Consider the following 20,906-nt stretch of genomic DNA (forward strand, 5'->3'; position numbering starts at 1 on the left):
ACCGGTCTTCGTCCGGGCCGCCCTCGGTTGAACGAGCCTTCCTCCGGGGCCGTCCTCGCCGAATCGGTCTTCGTTCAGGGCGGAACCCTCGACGGCCCTATCCAGGGCCGCCCATAGCTGAACTCCCCAGGCCCTAAACTAAGGGCATGCCGGAGTACATCTACACGCTGCAGCGCGTGCGCAAGGCGCACGGTGACAAGGTCGTCCTCGACGACGTGACGCTGTCGTTCCTGCCGGGCGCCAAGATCGGTGTCCTGGGCCCCAACGGCACCGGGAAGTCGACGCTGCTGAAGATGATGGCGGGCCTGGAGCAGCCGTCCAACGGCGACGCCCGGCTCATGCCCGGCTTCACCGTCGGCATGCTTCAGCAGGAGCCCCCCCTCAACGAATCCAAGACCGTCCTCGGCAACGTCGAAGAGGGTGTCGCCGAGACCAAGGCGATGCTCGACCGCTTCAACGAGATCGCCGAGCTGATGGCCACCGACTACAGCGACGATCTGCTCAACGAGATGGGCAAGCTTCAGGACGCCCTCGACCACCGCAACGGCTGGGATCTCGACAGCCAGCTGGAGCAGGCGATGGACGCCCTGCGCTGTCCTCCGCCGGACGCCGAGGTCACCCAGCTCTCTGGTGGAGAGCGCCGCAGGGTCGCCCTGTGCAAGCTGCTTCTGGAGCAGCCCGACCTGCTGCTGCTCGACGAGCCCACCAACCACCTCGACGCCGAGAGTGTCCAGTGGCTCGAATCCCACCTGGAGAAATACCCGGGCACCGTCCTGGCCGTCACCCACGACCGCTACTTCCTGGACAACGTGGCCACCTGGATCCTGGAGCTCGACCGGGGCCGCTGCCACCCCTACGAGGGCAACTACTCCACCTACCTGGAGGCGAAGGCGGCGCGGCTCAAGCTTGAGGGCCAAAAAGACGCCAAGCGCAAGAAGCGCCTGGAGGAGGAGCTGGAGTGGGTCCGCTCCAACGCCAGGGCCCGCCAGACCAAGAGCCGGGCGCGTCTGCAGCGCTACGAGGAGATGGCCGCCGAGGCCGACAAGCACCGCAAGCTCGACTTCGAGGAGATCCAGATCCCGCCGGGCCCGCGCCTGGGGACCACGGTGATCCGGGCCGAGAAGCTCACCAAGGGCTTCGAGGAGCGGGTCCTGATGGAGAGCCTCTCCTTCGACCTCCCGCGTAACGGCATCGTCGGTGTGATCGGCCCGAACGGTGTGGGAAAGACCACCCTGTTCCGGATGATCACCGGCAGCGAGACGCCCGACAGCGGCGAGATCGTGATCGGCGACACGGTCAAGATCTCCTACGCCGACCAGAGCAGAGGCGGGATCGACCCCGCCAAGAACGTCTGGGAGGTCGTCTCCGACGGGCTCGACTACATCAAGGTCGGCCAGGTCGAGATGCCGTCCCGCGCCTACATCGCCGCGTTCGGGTTCAAGGGCCCTGACCAGCAGAAGAAGTCGGGCATCCTGTCCGGCGGAGAGCGCAACCGGCTCAACCTGGCGCTCACCCTCAAGCAGGGCGGCAACGTGCTGCTGCTCGACGAGCCCACCAACGACCTCGACACCGAGACGCTCTCCAGCCTGGAGAACGCGTTGCTGGAATTCCCCGGTTGCGCGGTCATCACCTCGCACGACCGGTGGTTCCTCGACCGCATCGCGACCCACATCCTCGCCTGGGAAGAGGGTTCGAACTGGTTCTGGTTCGAGGGCAACTTCGCCGACTACGAGAAGAACAAGATCGAGCGCCTGGGTGCCGACGCGGCCAGGCCGCACCGGGTCACCTACCGCAAGCTCACCCGCGACTGATCCCCTTCCCCGGAGGCCGGTCTGCAGACCGGCCGGTCTCCGGGAAGGGGTGTCGCACCTGGCGCGGGCCCGCCCGCGACGGATGCGGTGTCGCCGTGCCGACGGGCTTCCGACGTACCGCCGTAAGCCGGCGCGTCGGGGCCCGCTACGGTTTTGGGTGTGTTTGGACAGAGCATCGTGGACGGCGTCGGCCGTGGCCACCGGCATGTGTTCCCCAGGGCCGTGAGGTTCGCCGACATCGACTCGCTGGGACACGTCAACAACGTACGGTTTCTCGACTACCTGGAGGACGCGCGGCTCGCGCTGTTCCATGTCGATCCCCGGCGTGAGGGCCGCGAGCCCTTCAATGGGCTCGTGATCGCCAGACACGAGGTCGACTATGTGCGGCCCCTTACCTTCCGCCCCGATCCGGTCCGGGTGGAGTCATGGGTGACGGAGATCCGGCCGGTGCGGTTCACCCTCGTGTACGAGATCCTCGACGACGAGGAGATCTTCGTCAGGGCCCGCTCGGTGATCGTGGCCTACGACGTGGAGAAGGCCTCCCCCCGACGGCTGAACCAGGACGAGCTCGCCTACCTGGACAGGTTCGTCACGGGCTGAGGGCGCCTGCCACCGGACGTCCGCCGGTGGCAGGCGGTCTGTCAGGCCTCAGGAGTGTGCAGCCAGGCCGCGGTGTCCGGCAGGAGAAGGTGACCTTCCACCGGGGCGCTGCCGATCAGGACACGGTCGTGCGGAGGCAGTTGCACCGGCTCGGAACCGCAGTTGATGACGCAGGTGAGCGGACCCCGGCTGAAGATGAGGGCGTCCTCGGGGGAGTCCAGCCAGGTGATCTCGTCCGGCAGCGTGCCGCGCAGCTCGCGGCGGGCGCGCAGGGCCTCCTGATAGAAGTGGAGCGTCGAGCCCGGGTCGTTCGACTGGCGCTCGGCGGAGAGTGCGGCCCACTCGACCGGCTGTGGCAGCCAGGGCCGTGTTCCGTCGGGGGAGAAGCCGTAGGGCTCGGCCGCACCGGACCAGGGGATGGGGACCCGGCAGCCGTCGCGGCCGGCCAGCTCGCCCTTGGAGCGGGCGAAGATCGGGTCCTGGCGGGCCTCCGGGGGAAGATCCTTCACCTCGGGGAGGCCGAGTTCCTCCCCCTGGTAGAGATATGCCGATCCCGGCAGGGCGAGCATCGCGAGCAGGGCCGCGCGGGCACGGGCGAGGCCCGTCGTGGAGTTGGTGAGGCCGTCGCCGTACCGGGTCACGTGGCGGATCACGTCGTGGTTCGAAAGGACCCAGGTGGGGGCGGTCACCGCGGCGAGCGTGTCATCGATGATCTTCTTGAACGCCGGTCCTGACCAGGGCGCTTCCAGCCAGGCGAAGTTGAAGCTCTGGTGCAGCTCGTCGGGGCGGACGTACAGGGCGAGATCCTCGGCGGAGTCGGTCCAGACCTCGCCGATCGCCATCCGCTCGCCCTCGTAGGAGTCGAGGACCTTGCGCCAGTCGCGGTAGACCTCGTGCACCTCGGGCCGCCCCCAGATCGGCGACTCGGCCTTGAACGCCTGGTCCTCCGGCGGGGTGTCCGGCAGCCCTTCGGCCTTGTACAGGCCCATCGCGACGTCGATCCTGAATCCGTCCACCCCGCGGTCGAGCCAGAACCGCAGCACGTCGAGGAACTCGGAGTGGACCTCGGGATTGCGCCAGTTGAAGTCAGGCTGTTCGGGGGCGAAGAGGTGGAGATACCACTGTCCGTCGGGAGACTTGCTCCAGGCGGGGCCGCTGAAGGTCGACTGCCAGTTGTTGGGAGGGGACTCCCCGCCGTCCTGGAAGATGTAGCGGTCGCGCCCCTCGCCTCGCAGGGCGGCCTGGAACCACTCGTGGGCGGAGGAGCTGTGGTTCGGGACGATGTCGACGATCACCCGCAGCCCGAGCCGGTGCGCCTCGGAGACGAGTTCGTCGAAGTCGGAGAGCGTGCCGAAGAGCGGGTCGACGTCGCGGTAGTCGGCCACGTCGTAACCGCCGTCGGCCATCGGGGAGCGGTAGAAGGGGGTCAACCAGATCGCGTCCACGCCGAGCTCGGCGAGATACGGCAGGCGCTGCCGGATGCCGGGCAGATCGCCGACGCCGTCTCCGGAGGCGTCGGCGAAGCTGCGAACGTAGATCTCGTAGACGACGGCATCACGCCACCAGGGGGTTTCCATGTGCATGGGTTGCCCCAGGCCGGTGGGGTTTATGCGTGGCAGACCCCGACCTTACGGTGGTTTATACGTCGGGGGTGTTTACCATGCTGTGCGCCGCGTACACGAGATAGTCCCAGAGGCGTTTCTCCAGCTCGTCGGGGAGCTGGAGGGAGACCACCGCGTCGTGCATGTGGCGGAGCCAGGCGTCGCGCTCGGCCGAGCGGATGACGAACGGGTTGTGCCGCATCCGCAGCCGGGGGTGGCCCCGCTGCATGCCGTACGTGTTGGGACCGCCCCAGTATTGGATGAGGAAGAGCCTGAGCCGCTCCTCGGCGCCTTCGAGGTCTTCCTCGGGATACAGCGGCAGGAGGATCGGGTCGGTGACCACTCCCTGGTAGAAGCGGTGCACCAGACGCCTGAAGGCCTCCTCGCCGCCAACGGCGTCGTAGAAGGACTGGGATTCCTCGGGGGTAGCGGACACGTCATCCAGCCTAATTGACGTCAGGAGGCGATCGTGATGCCGGCGCGGTCGAGGGCGAACTTGATCCGCAGGCGGAGCTCGCGGGCGACCTCGCCCTGCCGGGAGGGGAGGGTCTTGGCGCTGACCCGGAAGATGACCGCGGTGTCGGAGATCTGCTCGATGCCCCAGACCTGGGGCTCCTCGACGATGACGCTGTCGCGGAAGGCGGGCTCGTTCCACATCTCGTCGACGACCTCCTTGAGCAGGTCGCGGACCACGGGGATCTCCGAGGCGTACGCCACCGGCACGTCGACCGTGGCGCGGGCCCAGCCCTGGGACTCGTTGCCGACGCGGGTGATCGTGCCGTTGCGGATGTACCAGACGCGGCCGTCGCTGTCGCGCAGGCGGGTGATGCGCAGGGTGACCGCCTCGACGGTGCCGACCGCGGTGCCCGTGTCGATCACGTCACCCACGCCGTACTGGTCCTCCAGGAGCATGAACATGCCGGCGATGAAGTCCTTGACGAGCTCCTGGGCGCCGAAGCCGATCGCGACGCCCAGGATGCCGACGCTGGTCAGCAGGGGGGCGATGGGGATGGAGAGGCGGTCGAGAACGGTGAGCGCGGCGGTGCCCAGGATGATGATCGAGGCGACGTGCCTGAGCACCGAGCCGATGGTCTCGGCCCGCTGCCTGCGCCGTTCGGCCACGATCGCGTCGAGGCCCTCGGGGGCGACCGTCTCCCTGCCGCGCAGCCGTCCCGCCAGGGAGGTGCGCTCGGCGGACGCCCGGCGCACGATCCGGCCGATCAGCCGGTGCGACAGGTTGCGCAGGATGAGCGCGATGGCCACGACCAGGACGATGGCCACCAGCCACGCGATCACGGGGGCCACCCAGTCGACGGACGCGGGGATGAGCATCTTCACAAAGTCGCAGATTACTCCCCCACCGTCTCCGCACCCTTTTGTAAATCCCGCACTCACGTCGAGGAGGTCCTCGACGACGGCTTCCGGACCCGAGGTCGGGGTGACGCTGGGTGTCGGGGTGAAGCTGGGAGTGGGGGTGAAGCTGGGGGTGGGAGTAGGAACGGGCGTGGGGGACAGCAGGAACACGGAGTGGATCCCTTTCGGATCGGATCGACAGGCTGACCGAGTGAGTCATGCAACCCACCCATCTTGCCGATCGAACCGGTCTCCGTCACATCACGCCGGGGAAGACGGGGACATCCTGGTCTGGAGCCGCGGAGGCGGACCAGGATGCCCCTGGTGACGGGGTGACCCGGCACGGGGCACGCACCCGGAAGCGTGTCCCGTGCCGTTCCCGAAAGGGATCCCTCCGGTCACCGTCCGGACGAGAGACCGGACGGCAGCCTGTGCTTTGCAGCGGTTCGTGGGCTTCGGCTCACGGGGAGCCTCCGCGTTTTTCGTGGAAGTTCTCGTGGAACGGCGGCCCGCGGGTGCGGGCCTGACGATTCGGAGCCGGCGGGGTGTCCAGCGTCCGAAGACGCTCCGCACCGGATCACCCCGCCGGCTCCGTCGGGCCGCGGTAGGCGCGGCACACCGGGCGGATGAACGCCCGTTGTGCCGCTCACCTCACTCTCCTACCGCGGCTAGCACGCGTGCGACCTTGGTCGCGGCACCGGCGGGGTCCTCCACCGTGTGCATTCGTTCGCCCCAGGACCACCAGTAGTACCAGTCCCGATGGCTGGGGGTGGCCTGCGCCCTGCAGGTGACGTTCTCCGCCAGGCTGGTCGCCTTCGGATTGATCACACGCACGAACGCACGGCCCGAGTGGGTCCGCACCACGCGGGCGTGCAGCCCGCGACAGTCAAGCTCCGTCACCAGCCGCTCAAGGTGCTGGAAATCGTCTTCACCCACCTCGTCCCTCCTCGTGCTCTCGGATGGCCGGCACCGAATCGTGTTCGTCCGATCACGCTTCCGGTGCTGCCCGCCAAAGATGACTCACAGCGGCCCTACGGGTCAATTCAGGGAAAACCCTGTTCAGGGTGGGCGATGTGCCAAGTGGGTTGAAAGAAACAGTCCTTCGGAGGACGATTCTTAGCCAGCGGCTTTATTAGCGTGTTCCGGATGAGTCAAACGTGGTCCATCATTCTCGGTAGGCGCAGTGCGACCGGAAGATCACACTGCGTCAAGGGAGATGGGGATCCGGTCGGGACCAGTGTGCCAGCCAGCCCAGCTGGTCACGAGAGAGGGGCCGGTATGTCCGGCAGGCAGCACAGGGAGACAGAGTTGGCGAGGCAGGTCCGGGCCCGTGGCCTGGCGGCCGGGAAGTCCTCGGCGCAGATAGCCGAGGAAATATATGAAAAGTGTAGTTCGCAATTCGGGACCACTCGGATAAAAGGTCACCGCCTCGCGCACGGCGTCGCTCTCGCGGACGTCATCGAACAGATACGGGCGCTGTTCGAACGCGACGGTAAGGCGGCTCCCGGCATCGGTGAGACGCTCCTGTCCGCGTACGAGAGCGGGTTGAAGCGACCCGGTCCCGAATACCTGCACTACCTGTGCTCCGCCTACCGGGTCGAGCCCCCCTCCCTCGGGTACGACGGCCCGTGCATCTGTGGCCACGGCCACAAGATGCCCGGTGTCGTGCGAGGTGATCTCCAGGATGGAAGACCCGACACTTCCCCTGGTCCGCGTGAGCTGCTGATCCAGCCGATCGGCGCCGACCCTCCCGCGGACGGGGGTGAGGAGGACGAGAACGTGCTACGGAGGACGCTCTTACAGCTTCTGGCCGGCAGCGGTATCGCGCTGGACGGGCAGGTGCTCGGATCGGTGGAAAGCATGCGTCGGCGGATGGACGACACGCTGGTTTCGGCCACCGTCTCGCCCGCGATGCTCGATCAGTGGGAGGAATCCACCATCGGCTTCGGCCGCCAGTACATGAACACCCCCCCGCTCAGGCTGCTGTGCGACGTGATGCTCGAATTCGCCGCGGTGCGCAAGGCGATGGAGCGGCACCAGCCGGTCGACCTGCAAGAACGGCTGTGCCGCATGGCGGCGAAACTCGCCGGTCTGAGCGGCATGATCATGATCAATCTTGGCGACCACCGGCTCGCGCGGTCCTTCTTCAGGACCGGCAGGACCGCGGCGGACGAGACCGGCGACCGGGCGCTGAGGGCGTGGGTCACGGCGAGGGAGGCTCTGGTCCCCCTCTACTACGGCGACCCGCGCGAGGCCCTCAACCTCGCCAAGAAGAGCAGGGACCTGGCCGGGCAGACGCCCTGTGCGGCCCAGGTCATGGCCCCGGTGGTCGAGGCCCGCGCGCTGGCGATGATGTCGGGCTCGGGCAAGAAGGACGTGGTCGACCAGGCGAAGCGGGCGCTGTCGAGGGCGAGGGCCGCCTTCTCCCAGATGTCCGCCACGGAGCAGGACGACTCGACCTTCGGCTACACCGAGCGCCAGCTCTACTTCCACCAGGGAGACGCGCTCGTCAAGCTCGGGCAGGCGATGGAGGCCGATCTCATCCTGGAGCAGGCGCTCACCAAGTACGGCCCGACCGACTGGCTCGACCCGACCTTCATCAAGTTCGACCGGGCCCAGTGCAAGATCCTTGAGGGTGACGTGGACGAGGCGCTGGAGATCGCCCACCGTACGGTCCTGAGCCTCGACGAGAGTTGCCGGCCCGACATCCTCATGCAACGCGCCCACGAGGTGGGCAAGCAGGTCGAGGTGAAGGTCCCCGGCCATCCCAAGCTCAAGACCTACATGGAGTCGCTGCGCAGCCGCGGCACGTCGACGGAGGATCCGGTGACCGACAGGAGTGGCACTTGAAGCCGAGGCTTCGGCGTTATCGCTGGTCCGACCTGGAGTCCGTATGGGCGCTTCACCAGATCTGCCTCGCGCAGGTCGGTCTCGCGCCGGGGGACGGCGTCTACTACGAGGACGACTTCCCGAGGATCCACGAGATCTATCTCGCCGACCGGGGTGAGTTCCTCGTGGGCGAGACGCCCGAGGGGCGCGTCATCACGATGGGCGGTCTGCGTCGTGTCGACGACCAGACCGCCGAGATGTGCCGCATGCGGGTCCATCCGGAGTTCCAGCGTCGCGGATTCGGCGCCCAGATGGTGCTCGCGCTGGAGACGCGAGCCACCGAACTCGGTTATGTGCGTCTTCGCGGTGACACCACCATGAATCAACTCGCGGCGATGGAGCTCTATCGCAAGTTCGGCTGGCGCGAGGTCCGCCGGGAAGAACGAGGGGGGTGTGTGGTGATTTACGGAGAAAAAGACCTAATAGCCGCTATGTCCTCTTTAACTAAGTGATCTATATTTAGGGATATCTTTCGGTTTGGTATTGCCTATTTCGGAAATATCCGAATAATTATTTTCGTACCTACCACCATTCCCTGGTGAGTGCGATGAAAAAGATCATTGTCCACAAAGCCGGCGTGTCGCGACTGGGTGGCGCTGCCGGCACCATCCACAAGGGATGAGATTCTTCCCCACCGAGAGAATCATCCTCCAACGGTCGCGGCCCCCGGTCCGAGAGATCGAGGGCCGCGCGGGCTTTTCTTGTCCGGCTGTTCGTTCCCTTTTCCGGCTGATGACCGGTTCACCCCAGCAGTGTGAGGCGGGAGACGACCTCTGGCAGGTCAGGGGGCTCCAGGGAGCCGGGGAGATCGACCATCTCCGCCGGTGAGAACCAGTCGCAGCCGAGGTAGGTGATGTGCTCCTCGGCGGTGAACGCCCCGGCGCTCACCTCGGGAGTGCCCTCGAACCTCGCCAGATAGAACCGCTCCGTCTTGGCGTAGTCGACCCCGATCCAGCGGAACTCCCTGCGTACCGGCACCCACAGGTTCAGCACCGCCTCGCCCGGCAGCCCCGTCTCCTCGGTGAGTTCGCGCCGCGCGGCCTGCAGAGGGGTCTCGCCCGGGTCGATCCCGCCGCCCGGCGGTTCCCAGAGGGTCTGGCCGCCGACGGGGTCGCGCCAGTGCATGAGAAGCACCCGGCCTGCCCCGTCCACACAGATCACCCGGGTCGCGGGCCTGCCGCTCGGCTGAGGGGTGTCCGCGATGTCCGTGGTATCCGGGGTGTCCGCGAGGTCTGGGGTCTCCATAGGGTGGGGGTCCATAGGGTGGGGACGATAGCACCCCGTTCGCCCAGCGGATCAGCGCCTCGGACGGTTCCGGATGGCTTTCTTGACTCCGGGCGATGTCGGCCGACCCCGGGTGCTCCGACGACCAGAGCGAGATCGCGTGGTTGTGGTGGTTCCGGGGGTCTGTGGTGGCCTTGGGGTCTCGTGGCCCGCCACGTGCCGGACGGCCGGATGCGGCGGTGGGATTCGCTGTACCCTGCCCAGGTCAGGTGGAAGCACCGTACGATCCGACCTCTCAAGCTCAAAGGTGAAGGCATGAGTTCCAGGGCCGAGTTTGTGTTGACGCTGTCCTGCCCGGACCGTCCGGGAGTGGTGGCCGCGGTCTCCGGCCTCCTCGCCGGGCGGGGATGCAACATCATCGAGAGCCAGCAGTTCGGTGACGCCGTGGCCGAGCGGTTCTTCATGCGGGTGCAGTTCGCCTCTCCGCTGTCCGACGGGGAGCTGCGCGAGGCCTTCGCCGCGCTCGCCCCCGAGTTCGGCATGGATTTCAAGCTGCGCGACGTCTCCGTCAAGCCGCGCGTGCTGGTGATGGTGAGCAAGTTCGGCCACTGCCTGAACGATCTTCTGTACCGGACGCGCTCGGGCCTGCTCGACATCGAGATCGTCGCGGTCGTCTCCAACCACCCGGACCTGCGGCCGCTGACCCAGTCGTACGGCATCGACTACCACCACCTGCCGGTCACCCCCGAGACCAAGCCCAGGCAGGAGGCGGAGGTCCTCACCCTGGTCGACCACTACCGGGCCGACCTGGTGGTGCTCGCCCGCTACATGCAGGTGCTGTCGGAAGACCTCTGCGTCAAGCTCGCGGGCAATGTGATCAACATTCACCACTCGTTCCTGCCGTCGTTCAAGGGCGCCAAGCCCTACCACCAGGCGCACTCCCGCGGCGTGAAGCTGATCGGCGCGACCGCGCACTACGTGACCGCCGACCTTGACGAGGGCCCGATCATCGAGCAGGAGGTCGCCCGGGTCAACCACACCCACTCCGCGGACGACCTCGCCGCCATCGGCCGTGACGTCGAGTGCCAGGCCCTGGCGCGGGCCGTCCGCTGGCACACCCAGCAGCGTGTCCTGCTCGACGGTCACAAGACGATCGTCTTTCCCCGCTAGCCAACCGCTCCCGGTCAGCAGATTCTCGGTAGCGGGTCGCCGACCAGCAGGTCGACGATGCGGGTGCCGCCGAAGGCGGTCCTGAGCAGGACCAGCCCCGGCGGATCGTCGGCGATCCGCCCGATGATCGCCGCGTCGGAGCCGAGCGGGTGGGAACGAAGGGCGGCCAGGGCCGTCTCCGCGGAATCCCCGGCCACCACCGCGACCATCCGGCCCTCGCAGGCGACGTAGAGCGGGTCGATCCCCAGCAGTTCGCACGCCCCCCGTACGGCGGGGCGGACCGGCACCGCGTCCTCGTCGAGGACGACGGCGACCCGCGAGGACTCCGCTATCTCGTTGACGATCGTCGCGACCCCGCCCCTGGTCGCGTCGCGCAGGCAGCGCACCGCGCCGCCCCCGTCGCTGTCGCAGGCGTCCAGCAGCAGGTCGACGAGGGCGTTGAGCGGAGCGGTGTCGGAACACAGGTCGGCCTCGATGTCGAGTTCTCCCCGGGCGAGCATGATGGTGATCCCGTGCTCGCCGATCGGCCCGGACACGATGACCGCGTCTCCCGGCCGCGCGGAGGCGGCACTCAGCCGGACGGGCCGCTCAAGCGTCCCGATGCCGGAGGTGGTGATGTAGCAGCCGTCCGCCTTGCCCCTCTCCACGACCTTGGTGTCACCGGTGACGATCCACACGCCCGCCGCCCGCGCCGCCTCGGCCATCGAGGCGGTGACGCGCCGCAGGTCGGCCACCGGAAATCCCTCTTCCAGGATGAATCCGGCCGACAGGTAGCGGGGGCGGGCACCGCACATGGCCAGGTCGTTGACGGTGCCGTTGACCGCGAGGTCGCCGATGTCGCCGCCGGGGAAGAACAGCGGCGTGACCACGAACGCGTCGGTGGTGAGGGCGAGCCCGTCGGTGACCGCGCCGTCCTCCAGGGTCTCCAGCATCGGGTTGCGGAACGACTCCAGGAACACCGCCTCGATCAGGGTCCTGGTGGCCTTGCCGCCCGCGCCGTGCGCCAGGGTGACGCGGTCCTCCCGGACGCGCGCCCCGCGTCGCCGTACCCGCTCGATCCGGTCCAGCACCCGCTGCTCCCGGACGCGCGCCTCCTCCCTCGGGTCACTCAGGTCCGGTACGTGTCCGCGGACGCGCGTCTCCTTCTTCGGGTCCTTCAGGTCCGGTACGTGTTCGCGGCCGGGTGTCTCCTCCCGCAGACCCGGCGCCTGCAACCCGTCGAGTGATCCCGGGGGATCCATCTCCCGTACGGTGTGCTCCTCGGCCCGTCCGGTGCCGCCTTTTCCGTCGTTCACGTCCGGGTCGCCTCCCTGACGCGCTCGCGCGAGAACCGGCCGAAGTTGTAGTACGCCGCGCAGGCGCCCTCGGACGACACCATGCACGTGCCGATCGGCGTCTCCGGAGTGCACGCGGTGCCGAAGACCTTGCACTCCCAGGGCTTGAGCACTCCCTTGAGCACCTCGCCGCACTGGCACGCCTTCGGATCGGCCACCCTCCCGCCCGGAATCCGGAAGATCCGCTCGGCGTCGAAGGCGGCGTACCGCTCGGTGACCCTGAGCGCCGACTGCGAGATGAAGCCGAGCCCGCGCCATTCGAAGTACGGCCGCAGCTCCATCACCTGGCCGATGACGCGCAGGGCCTTGAGGTTGCCCTCCCACGGGACCACCCGGGAGTACTGGTTCTCCACCTCAAAGCGGCCTTCCGACAGTTGCAGAAGGATGCGGTAGACCGTGTGCAGTACGTCCAACGGCTCGAAACCGGCGACCACCATGGGCTTTCCGTAGGCACGCGCGACGAACTCGTACGGCCGGCAGCCGATCACGGTCGAGACGTGGCCCGGCCCGATGAACCCGTCAAGGCGCAGGTCGGGAGAGTCCAGGATCGCCTTGATGGCGGGGATGATCGTCACGTGGTTGCAGAAGATCGAGAAGTTCTCGATCCCCTCGGCCTCGGCACGCAGGACCGTCATCGCCGTCGAGGGCGCGGTGGTCTCGAACCCGATGGCCATGAAGACCACGCGCCGTTCCGGGTTCTGCCGGGCGATCTTCAGGGCGTCCAGCGGGGAGTACACCATCCGGATGTCGGCCCCCCGCGCCTTGGCGTCGAGGAACGAGCCGTTCCCGCCCGGCACCCGCATCATGTCGCCGAACGACGTCATGATCACGTCCGGCTGTCCGGCGATGTGGACGGCGTCGTCCACCCTTCCCATCGGGATGACGCAGACCGGGCAGCCGGGACCGTGCACCAGGGTGACGGCCTCGGGCAGGTAGTCCTCCAGGCCGTGCTTGTAGATCGTGTGGGTGTGCCCGCCGCACACCTCCATGAACTTGTAGTCGCGGCCGGGCTCGCACAGCGCGGCGATCCGCGCGGCGAGCATCCGGGCCTTCTCGGCGTCGCGGTACTCGTCGACGAAACGCATCAGCCCTCACCCCTCTTCGATCGTGGATTCTCGGAGGGCCGCGATCTCGTCCTCGTACGCCTGGCCGATGCTTTCGAGGAAGTCGAGCGCGGCCCTCGCCTCCACCTCGTCGATCTTCGACAGCGCGAACCCGACGTGGATGAGGATCCAGTCGCCGGGCGCGACGCACTCGTCCTCAAGCAGGCCGATGTTGATCGCGCGCTTGACGCCGCAGACGTCGACCATGGCCAGATCAGGACGATCCGACAGGATTTCCACGATCTCGCCGGGAATTCCCAGGCACATGAGAGACCTCCGCCAGCTGGATGGACTCGAGAACGAGGTCTTCGCCGCCCTCGGTGTCGATATCGGTGTCGCCGCACCCCGCGCAGAGGGCGAAGGGCTCGACGGAGGTGGACGTGCTCCCGCAGGAACGGCAGGTCATCCTCACCGGGACGATGACCAGTTCCACATGGGCGCCCTCGGCCACGGAACCCTCGGAGATCGAGGAGAACGCCAGGTTGACGGCCGGTTCCGTGAGGCGGAGCAGGGCGCCCGCGCGGACTCGCGCCCGTCGCACCCGCCTGCCGTCCGCCCGGTTCTCCACCGCCGTGAGGATCGCCTCGGCGATCCCGAATTCATGCATCGTCATCCCTTCTCATTGCATCGGTAGGTTTTTCCGTTCCGGCGGGCCGTGACCTCGATGTGTTCCGCCCGCCGCCCGAATGGCGCGGACGGTCGTACGGGACGGCCCGTCCCGCGTCCACGGCTCTCCGGAGTGCGCGGGCCCGCTACATGTTCCGCATCCGCAGGTAGCGCTTGATGTCGGGGAGCGACTGATAGACCAGTATGGCCACCCCCACCAGCACCGCTCCGGCCAGCAGGCGTTTCAGCATGTCCGTTCCTCCTCGTGAACCGCGGTGGCGAGCGCCATCGCGATCTGTTGCCCCGCGAGCTCGACGACCAGGTCCGCCGCCCTGGCGACGGCGTCCGCGACCGGAGGGCTGAGCCGCATGCCAGGCGAGGTGTCGGCGGGCTGGCAGCCGACGAGCAGGACGCGACCGGCCTCGCCGCCGAGCACGCCCACCAGCGAGAGCACGGTCTCCGGCGTCATCGAGTGCGCGTCGGCGAAGGATCGCGGTACGTCGCCCGCCGACGGTTCGAGGACGTACAGGGTGCCGGGCGGCCCGTCGCGGGAGACCGCGTCGACCAGGATCGTGACGTCGTATCCGCCGCCGGTCAGCTCGTACGCCAGGTGGACGCCTCGGATGCCGAAGTCCCTGACCTCGACCTCATCGGGCAGGTCGGTGCGGGCCAGGTGTCCGGCCACCGCCACCCCGAAGCCGTCGTCGCCGAGGAAGACGTTTCCCACACCGGCCACCAGGATCCTCACGCGCCCACCTCTCCCACAGGTGAGTCGTCCGTGAGCGGCTCGACCTCGTCGGGGGCGAAGTAGAGGAAGCGGCCGTGCGATCGGTGCAGGTCAGCGCCCGGATCCTCCTCCAGGGTGACGGCCAGGTGGTGGGCGCCGTCGAGATCGAGGAGCACGGCCTCGACGTGCGCGGTCCTGCCGGCGAGGAACATGTCGTGGGCGTCGGCGCGTCGCCGGCCGGGAACCAGCCTGACCCTGCTGCCCCTGGAGACGGCCACCCCGGAAATCGTCACGCTGTCGGCCTCCGGGGAGACCGCAGCCTCAGCCCACTGGGGGGCGGACCTCTCCCCCAGGGCCCAGGACGACTCCTCACTCGCCGGAGACATCGGTGAGGACGTGCACGAGGACATCTCCGGAGACGTCCGAGAGCGCGGGTCGGTGTTCTCCTCCACCGAACGGATCGCGCCGTGGAGTCGTTCCAGCAGCTCCGGTGGCATGTTGCCGACCATGTCGATGAGCTCGGCCACCCGGGGGTCGGTCTCCCGGGCCTCCCGAGCCTCCGAGTCGGTGAGGGTGAGGGTGCGCAGGTGGAGCATCTCGTCGATCTCCGTGGAGTCGAACAGCGGCCCGGGGCTCTCCGGCGCGATGTCCGGGTGGTCGTAGAGGATGATCGGAGAGGACAGCACCACGTCCCGATGGCCCGGCTCGCCCACGAGTACCGGCCAGGTGTGCTCGTTGCGGCAGGTCTCCACGGCGGGCCGGGCCCAGTTCGGCGGGTCGAGCAGGGAGACGAAGGCTCCGGCGGTCACCGCGATGAGCAGGTGCGCCGAGATCAGCGAGTGCCGCAGCGCCTGCTCGCGCGGCGCGCCCAGCGGTTTCCAGGGGTCGGTGTTCTCCACCCGGACGCGCAGCTTGACCAGGTCGTAGGGGCCCGGTACCAACTCGGCGGAGACCCTGAGCGCCGCGTTCAGCGGCAGGTGCTCGGAGACGAGGCGCCCTATCACCTCTCCGGACGGCGCCACGATCGGCTCGACCACGCGGTCTCCGGGAATCCGTACCTCGATGACCCGCTCTGGGGCGTCGAGCAGACCGGCGATGGGGAGTGTCACCTCCGTCTCCCGCTCGGTCGCCTCGTCGAAGGCGAGGTAGGTCCGGTGGCCGTTCCGCAACTGCTGGACCGGCCAGTAGCCGTCGTCCTCGGCGCGCTCGACGCCGCGTGTCCTCAGGTGCAGGAAGCGCAGGTTCAGGTGCGCGACGGCGTACGCGGCCCCTTCGAGGAGGCATTCGGTCACGTTGTACGGATACTCGGCGGTCGCGGTGAACCCCGGAGGGACGAGCACCCCGAACTGCCAGCGCACCTGGTTCTTGGGCGCCGAGGCGCGATAGGGGTAGAGAAGGTAGCCCTCGTACAGCACCGCGTCCGCCACCCGCCGCGCGATGTCCATCGGAACGCTCATCGCCGCGTCTCCTTGAGCAGTAGTTCCAGGGTCTCGTCCCAGGTCGCCAGGGCGCGCCCGGACTTGAACCTGCTGAGTTCCCGTAGCGTGCCGCGACGCAACCGCAGCCACCCCGAGTCCGGGAAGTAGCGGTCCATCAGCTCCCGCCACACCGCCACCGGCAACCGGCAGCGGGCCTCGCGATGCCACGGCACCTGGCTCACCGAGAAGCCGTCTCGTGCCCTGGCGAACACCGTGCCGTGGAAGAGCATGAGCATCGGGATCTCGCCGTCCTCCAGGGCGGCGAAATACCGGCCCGCCGACACCTCAAGGTCGTAGCCGCACGGCACCGGCACGTCGATCTCGGTGCTCCCGGTGAACGCCGGGACCATGACGGAGACGTCGGCGAACCGCAGGGGCTTCAGCGTGTCGCCCCAGCGCGCCGGGTCACCGAACAGGTCGCCGAGCAGCTCCGCCTCGCCGGCGCCGTGGCGCCGCAGGTGGGGCTCCACCCGGATCTGGCAGCCCAGCGCGACGGTGTGCACCCCCGAGGGAGCGGGGGCGGTGACGCGCAACCGGAAGACGAGCGTCGGGAAGGCCGCGTACGCCTCCGCCCGCACGCCCACGCAGTCGAACGTGAGCTCATCCACCGCCCTCACCACCTCGGAGGGGCGGTACGGTGCGGCCGCGTCCGCGCAGGTCGGCGAAGAAACCGTTGATCGCCTCCCGCGCCTCCTCGCCGCCGTCGAAGCCCTTCCAGTGCATCCGCACCAGGCCGACCAACGCGTAGCAGGTGTCGATCGGCACCAGATGGCAGGCGAAACCGCCGTCGGGACGGCGGTCCACCAGGAGTGCCTCCACGTCGGGCCGGACGTCGGCCATCTCCGGGTTGTTCGCCAGGACGCGCCGCCACGTCTCCAACGGCAGCAGCGACTCGGTGGCTCCGGCCGGGCTCGGATAGAACGCCACGGTCCGGTCCATCGCGGAGTTGTGGAAGAAGAAGGCCGTGCGGACCGGGATCTGCATCTCGTCCCAGTCGGCCGCGCTCAACAGGAAACGCGGGGCGTGGAGGTAGCGTCGCGGGACGGCCCGGTAGCGTGCCCGGCCGTCCGTGTCGCGGGTGAACAGCAGGTAGCAGGCCCGGCAGGCGCACAGCAGCGCTCGGCTCTCGACATTCACGAGGTGGCCGTGCTCCTCGCCCGCGGGGGTCGCGCACAACTCGCACAGCGTCGTCGGTGTCGGTGTCGTCGGCGTTGCTGGTGTGGCCGGTGTCGCGGGTGTCGTCGGCGACCAGGCGGACCGGTCCGTCCGGGGCGGCTCGCGGAACCTGCGCAGCCCGGTGGCCGTCACGACACCGGCTCCGGCTTCGCCGTCTGCGGTGACCCTGGTCCTGGCTCCCGCCCCGGATCAGCGGCCGGTCCCGGCCCTGACCTCGGCGCCGCTCCCGGTCCTCGCGCTGCTCCTGGCCCTAGCGTCGCTCCTGGCCCTAGCGTCGCTCCTGGCCCTAGCGTCGCTCCTGGTCCTCGCGCCGCTCCCGGGGCCGGCGCGGAGTCCGGAGCCCGCTCCGGAACCGGGCACGGGCCGGGCGCGCGGCGCTGGATCTGCAGCAGCCCCTGCCGCCCGTCGCTCACCCCCTCGACCTCCACCCCCGACACCTCGGGCGCCGCCTGGGCGATTGCTCGTTCGATGGCGTCGGTCACGGTGAGCAGCGAGGACGGGCAGCCGCGACAGGCGCCCTCCAGACGGAGCCGCACGATCCCGTCCTCGCCCACGCCGAGCAGTTCCACACCACCCTCGTGCGACCCCAGGTGGGGCCGTACGCGCTCCAGCGCGTCGCGGACGCGTTCGGCCGTGCTCAGCGGGTGCAGGTCGTGCAGCACCAGCAGCCCGGACACGAGCGGGTCGCCGACCATGCGGCCCAGCACCTCGGCGGCCCCGGTCTCGGTGACGATCTCGACGACGCGTTCCAGACCGGCGCCGTACAGCTCGACGAGGGCACGTACGAGGTCCTCGGCCTTGGCGCGCGTCACGGCGTCGCTCAGCGCGCCGAGGTCGGCGATGAGCGCCTCGACACGATCGCCCGTCGCCTGGACGTCATGGGTTCGCGGCATCGGCTCGGGTCCCCTCTCCTGTGCCGGGAAGCGGTCGGTTCACGAGGCGCCGAAGGCGTGGGGAGTGTGCACCCTGCGCAGCTCCTCGCCGCCGCCGAGGTACATGTGCACCCCGCACGGCAGGCACGGATCGAAGCTCCGCACGGTACGCATGATGTCGATGCCCTTGAAGTCCGCGGGCGGGTTCTCCTCGAAGATCGGAGTGTTCTGCACCGCGTCCTCGTACGGCCCCGGCGTGCCGTGCACGTCGCGGACGCTCGCGTTCCAGGGCGTCGGCGGGTACGGATGGTAGTTGGCGATCTTCCCGTCTCTGATCACCATGTGGTGGGAGAGCACGCCCCGCACGGCCTCGGTGAAACCGCAGCTGATCGCCTCGTCGGGAACCGTGAACGGCTCCCAGGTCTGGGTACGGCCCGCCCGCACCTCGGCCAGGCCCCGCTCGACGAAGTAGAGCGCGCACGCCGCCGCGTAGGCCTGGAAGTAGGTGCGGGCCCGGTTGCGTTCCAGGGCGTTGGACAGCGGCTGCCCCTTGAACTCGGGAATCTTCCACTCGAACGTCTTCTCCGGCCTCAGCGCCGTCCGTGGCAGGTTGATCAGCACGCTGTGGCCGGTCGCTCTGACGTAGCCGATGTCGACCCTGCCGGACAGCGCCGTCGACCAGAGCCTGGCGATGGGCCCGCCGCCGGTGTCGAGCGCGAGCGCGTCCTCCCCGTCGAACCAGCGGGGCGACATGACCCAGCTGTATCTGTCGTCGAAGTCGCGTTTCTGCGGGTGTGGGATGGTGTGCTGGTTCCACGGGTGCCGGATGTCGACCGGGTTGCCCAGCGGGTCGTGGGTGACGAACGGCTCCCGGTCCTGCCAGTCGTCGTAGTAGGAGCTGCCCAGCAGGATCCGGATGCCGAGGTTGATGTCGACCAGGTCGTTGGTGACCAGCCTGCCGTCGACGATCACCCCCGGCGTGACGTACATCTCGCGGCCCCAGTCGCTCATGTTGCGGTAGGTGAAGTCGCAGTGCTCGGGGTTCTGGAAGCTTCCCCAGCAACCGAGCAGCACCCGCCTGCGGCCGACCTCCTCGTAGCCGGGCAGCGCCTGGTAGAAGAAGTCGAACAGGTCGTCGTGCATGGGTACGACCCGTTTCATGAACTCGACGTAGCGCATCAGCCGGGACAGGTAGTCGGTGAACAGCTGCACCGTCGCGACCGTGCCCACCCCGCCCGGATAGAGCGTCGAGGGGTGTACGTGCCTGCCCTCCATGAGGCAGAACATCTCGCGGGTGAGGCGGCTCACCGCGAGCGCCTCGCGGTAGAACTCGCCCTCCAGCGGGTTCAGCGACCGCATGATGTCGGCGATGGTGCGGTAGCCGTGGTCGCCCGCGTGCGGGGCCTCGGTGCGCTCGGCCATCGCCAGCACCCCGGGATTGGTCTCGCGGACCATCTTCTCGCAGTAGTCGACCCCCACCAGGTTCTCCTGGTAGAGGTTGTGGTCGAACATGTACTCGGCGGCCTCGCCCAGGTTGACGATCCACTCGGCCAGGGCGGGAGGCCGCACCCCGTACGCCATGTTCTGCGCGTAGACCGAGCAGGTGGCGTGGTTGTCGCCGCAGATCCCGCAGATGCGGCTGGTGATGAAGTGGGCGTCGCGCGGATCCTTGCCCTTCATGAAGATGCTGTAGCCACGGAAGATCGACGAGGTGCTGTGACACTCGGCGATCCGCCGGTTCTTGAAGTCGATCTTGCAGTAGATGCCGAGACTCCCGACGATCCTGGTGATGGGATCCCAGGCCATCTCCACGAGGTCGGGGTTCTGCTCCGAGGTCGTCATGTCAGCTCCAGGGCGCCTTGTAGCCGGTCAGCAACTCGCGCCCCTTGCGGCGCCATTTGGGTTCCTTGTCGACGGTTCGCAGGGTGACGCCGCGCAGCGCGCGGACGACGGTCCCGTACGCGCCGCTCACCGTCGAGGAGATGTGCGCGCCGGGCGGTTCGTCCATGAAGGGCATGAACTTGTCGGGGAAACCCGGCATCGTGCAGGCGATACAGATGCCCCCGACGTTCGGGCAGCCGCCGATCCCGTTCATCCAGCCGCGCTTGGGGACGTTGCACCGGACGACCGGCCCCCAGCAGCCGATCTTGACCAGGCACCTCGGGGAGCCGTACTCGGTGGTGAACTGGCCCTGCTCGTAGTAGCCCGCCCGGTCGCACCCCTCGTGGACGGTCTGGGTGAACAGCCACGTCGGGCGCAACGCCTCGTCGAGCGGGATCATCGGTGCCTGCCCGGCGACCTGGTAGAGCAGGTAGAGGAGCGTCTCGGAGAGGTTGTCCGGCTGCACCGGGCAGCCCGGCACGTTGACGATCGGCAGCCCCGCCTTGGACCTCCAGTCCCAGCCCAGATAGTCGGCGACGCCCATGGCCCCGGTCGGGTTCCCCGCCATGGCGTGGATGCCGCCGTACGCCGAGCAGGTTCCCGCGCAGACGATCGCGGTCGCCTTGGGCGCGAGCAGGTCCAGCCACTCGCTGGTCGTGATGGGCTGGCCGGTCTCGGGGTCGTTGCCGAACCCGGACCAGTAGCCCTCCTGCTTGATCGTCTCGTTCGGGATCGAGCCCTCGACGACCAGGACGAACGGGTCCAGCTCACCACGCTTGGCCTTGAAGAACCAGTCGATGAAGGCGTCGGCGCCCTGCGTCGGCCCGGACTCGAAGTCGATGAGCGGCCAGTGCACGGCCACCTTGGGAAGCCCGGGAAGCGCGCCGAGCACGATCTCCTCGATGCTCGGCTGGGTCGCCGCGGTGAGCGAGACCGAGTCGCCGTCGCAGCTCAGCCCGGCGTTGATCCACAGTATGTGGACGACGGGCTCCTCTTGCTCCCGAGCTCTGCCGCTCGCTGTGTCCGTCGGCGCTGCCATGACGCCTCCCACTCCTCGTGATGTCTGCGGAACGTGAAGGGG

21 protein-coding genes are annotated in these 20,906 nt (G+C 68.5%); 5 read left to right on the top strand and 16 right to left on the bottom strand.

The annotated features are described in order from the left end of the window. The first annotated feature begins 146 nt into the window (after window positions 1–146). Window positions 147–1,811, top strand: coding sequence for an energy-dependent translational throttle protein EttA (gene ettA, locus AB0B96_RS18160; RefSeq protein WP_362899973.1), 1,665 nt, complete (start codon window positions 147–149; stop codon window positions 1,809–1,811). Between the two features lie 159 nt (window positions 1,812–1,970). Further along, window positions 1,971–2,411: a thioesterase family protein gene (locus AB0B96_RS18165; RefSeq protein WP_362899975.1), complete on the top strand. Its 441-nt coding sequence runs from the start codon at window positions 1,971–1,973 to the stop codon at window positions 2,409–2,411. Between the two features lie 41 nt (window positions 2,412–2,452). Here AB0B96_RS18165 and AB0B96_RS18170 read toward each other — a convergent pair whose 3' ends face one another. From AB0B96_RS18170 to AB0B96_RS18185, 4 genes are all read right to left on the bottom strand, one after another. Continuing rightward, window positions 2,453–3,994 carry a glycoside hydrolase family 13 protein gene (locus tag AB0B96_RS18170; protein WP_362899977.1) on the bottom strand — a complete coding sequence of 514 codons (1,542 nt, stop codon included), beginning with the start codon at window positions 3,992–3,994 and terminating at the stop codon, window positions 2,453–2,455. Window positions 3,995–4,049: 55 nt separating this feature from the next. After that, window positions 4,050–4,448 carry a globin gene (locus tag AB0B96_RS18175; RefSeq protein ID WP_350949457.1) on the bottom strand — a complete coding sequence of 133 codons (399 nt, stop codon included), beginning with the start codon at window positions 4,446–4,448 and terminating at the stop codon, window positions 4,050–4,052. Window positions 4,449–4,468: 20 nt separating this feature from the next. Further along, window positions 4,469–5,536: a mechanosensitive ion channel domain-containing protein gene (locus tag AB0B96_RS18180; protein ID WP_362899979.1), complete on the bottom strand. Its 1,068-nt coding sequence runs from the start codon at window positions 5,534–5,536 to the stop codon at window positions 4,469–4,471. A gap of 480 nt (window positions 5,537–6,016) precedes the next feature. Beyond that, window positions 6,017–6,301, bottom strand: a complete 285-nt coding sequence (locus tag AB0B96_RS18185) for a hypothetical protein (RefSeq protein ID WP_362514799.1) — start codon at window positions 6,299–6,301, stop codon at window positions 6,017–6,019. 372 nt (window positions 6,302–6,673) lie between these two features. On the opposite strand from AB0B96_RS18185, the gene AB0B96_RS18190 reads away from it, so the two are divergent. Next, a complete protein-coding gene (locus AB0B96_RS18190; protein ID WP_362899981.1) occupies window positions 6,674–8,215 on the top strand; it encodes an XRE family transcriptional regulator in 1,542 nt (513 codons plus the stop codon). Beyond that, on the top strand, window positions 8,212–8,706 hold the full coding sequence (locus tag AB0B96_RS18195; RefSeq protein WP_350949460.1) for a GNAT family N-acetyltransferase: 495 nt from the start codon (window positions 8,212–8,214) through the stop codon (window positions 8,704–8,706). Before AB0B96_RS18190 ends, AB0B96_RS18195 begins: the two co-directional genes overlap by 4 nt. 289 nt (window positions 8,707–8,995) lie before the next feature. Here the strand turns inward: AB0B96_RS18195 and AB0B96_RS18200 are convergent, their stop codons facing one another. Continuing rightward, window positions 8,996–9,499 (bottom strand): NUDIX domain-containing protein, encoded by a 504-nt coding sequence (locus AB0B96_RS18200; RefSeq protein WP_362899984.1) that lies wholly within the window; start codon window positions 9,497–9,499, stop codon window positions 8,996–8,998. A gap of 294 nt (window positions 9,500–9,793) precedes the next feature. Between AB0B96_RS18200 and purU the strand changes: the two genes are divergently transcribed. Then, window positions 9,794–10,648, top strand: a complete 855-nt coding sequence (gene purU / locus AB0B96_RS18205) for a formyltetrahydrofolate deformylase (protein WP_350949462.1) — start codon at window positions 9,794–9,796, stop codon at window positions 10,646–10,648. A 14-nt stretch (window positions 10,649–10,662) separates the two neighbouring features. Here purU and hypE read toward each other — a convergent pair whose 3' ends face one another. From hypE to AB0B96_RS18260, 11 genes are all read right to left on the bottom strand, one after another. Continuing rightward, window positions 10,663–11,943 (bottom strand): hydrogenase expression/formation protein HypE, encoded by a 1,281-nt coding sequence (gene hypE, locus AB0B96_RS18210; RefSeq protein WP_362899986.1) that lies wholly within the window; start codon window positions 11,941–11,943, stop codon window positions 10,663–10,665. After that, entirely contained in the window at window positions 11,940–13,067 is a 1,128-nt protein-coding gene (gene hypD, locus AB0B96_RS18215; RefSeq protein WP_362899988.1) for a hydrogenase formation protein HypD, read from the bottom strand. Before hypD ends, hypE begins: the two co-directional genes overlap by 4 nt. A gap of 6 nt (window positions 13,068–13,073) precedes the next feature. Continuing rightward, the gene (locus AB0B96_RS18220; protein ID WP_362899990.1) at window positions 13,074–13,292 is read right to left on the bottom strand and encodes a HypC/HybG/HupF family hydrogenase formation chaperone; all 219 of its coding nucleotides are present in this window, start codon (window positions 13,290–13,292) and stop codon (window positions 13,074–13,076) included. A 7-nt stretch (window positions 13,293–13,299) separates the two neighbouring features. After that, a complete protein-coding gene (locus tag AB0B96_RS18225) occupies window positions 13,300–13,698 on the bottom strand; it encodes a hydrogenase maturation nickel metallochaperone HypA (RefSeq protein ID WP_362899992.1) in 399 nt (132 codons plus the stop codon). Window positions 13,699–13,935: 237 nt separating this feature from the next. Further along, a complete protein-coding gene (locus tag AB0B96_RS18230) occupies window positions 13,936–14,439 on the bottom strand; it encodes a hydrogenase maturation protease (protein WP_362899994.1) in 504 nt (167 codons plus the stop codon). After that, a complete protein-coding gene (locus AB0B96_RS18235; RefSeq protein ID WP_362899996.1) occupies window positions 14,436–15,875 on the bottom strand; it encodes a hypothetical protein in 1,440 nt (479 codons plus the stop codon). The genes AB0B96_RS18230 and AB0B96_RS18235 overlap by 4 nt, the downstream gene beginning before the upstream one ends. Continuing rightward, window positions 15,872–16,504, bottom strand: a complete 633-nt coding sequence (locus AB0B96_RS18240) for a DUF6084 family protein (RefSeq protein ID WP_362899998.1) — start codon at window positions 16,502–16,504, stop codon at window positions 15,872–15,874. Before AB0B96_RS18240 ends, AB0B96_RS18235 begins: the two co-directional genes overlap by 4 nt. After that, window positions 16,497–17,204, bottom strand: a complete 708-nt coding sequence (locus AB0B96_RS18245) for a DUF5947 family protein (RefSeq protein WP_362900000.1) — start codon at window positions 17,202–17,204, stop codon at window positions 16,497–16,499. The genes AB0B96_RS18240 and AB0B96_RS18245 overlap by 8 nt, the downstream gene beginning before the upstream one ends. Further along, window positions 17,201–17,965 carry a NifU family protein gene (locus tag AB0B96_RS18250; protein WP_362900002.1) on the bottom strand — a complete coding sequence of 255 codons (765 nt, stop codon included), beginning with the start codon at window positions 17,963–17,965 and terminating at the stop codon, window positions 17,201–17,203. Before AB0B96_RS18250 ends, AB0B96_RS18245 begins: the two co-directional genes overlap by 4 nt. Before the next feature lie 39 nt (window positions 17,966–18,004). Beyond that, on the bottom strand, window positions 18,005–19,786 hold the full coding sequence (locus AB0B96_RS18255) for a nickel-dependent hydrogenase large subunit (protein ID WP_362900004.1): 1,782 nt from the start codon (window positions 19,784–19,786) through the stop codon (window positions 18,005–18,007). A gap of 1 nt (window position 19,787) precedes the next feature. Next, on the bottom strand, window positions 19,788–20,864 hold the full coding sequence (locus tag AB0B96_RS18260; RefSeq protein ID WP_362900006.1) for a hydrogenase expression protein HypE: 1,077 nt from the start codon (window positions 20,862–20,864) through the stop codon (window positions 19,788–19,790). Window positions 20,865–20,906 lie beyond the last annotated feature (42 nt).

Origin of the sequence: Streptosporangium sp. NPDC049046, from assembly GCF_040649155.1 — a bacterium.
In the GTDB taxonomy this organism is placed as follows: domain Bacteria; phylum Actinomycetota; class Actinomycetes; order Streptosporangiales; family Streptosporangiaceae; genus Streptosporangium.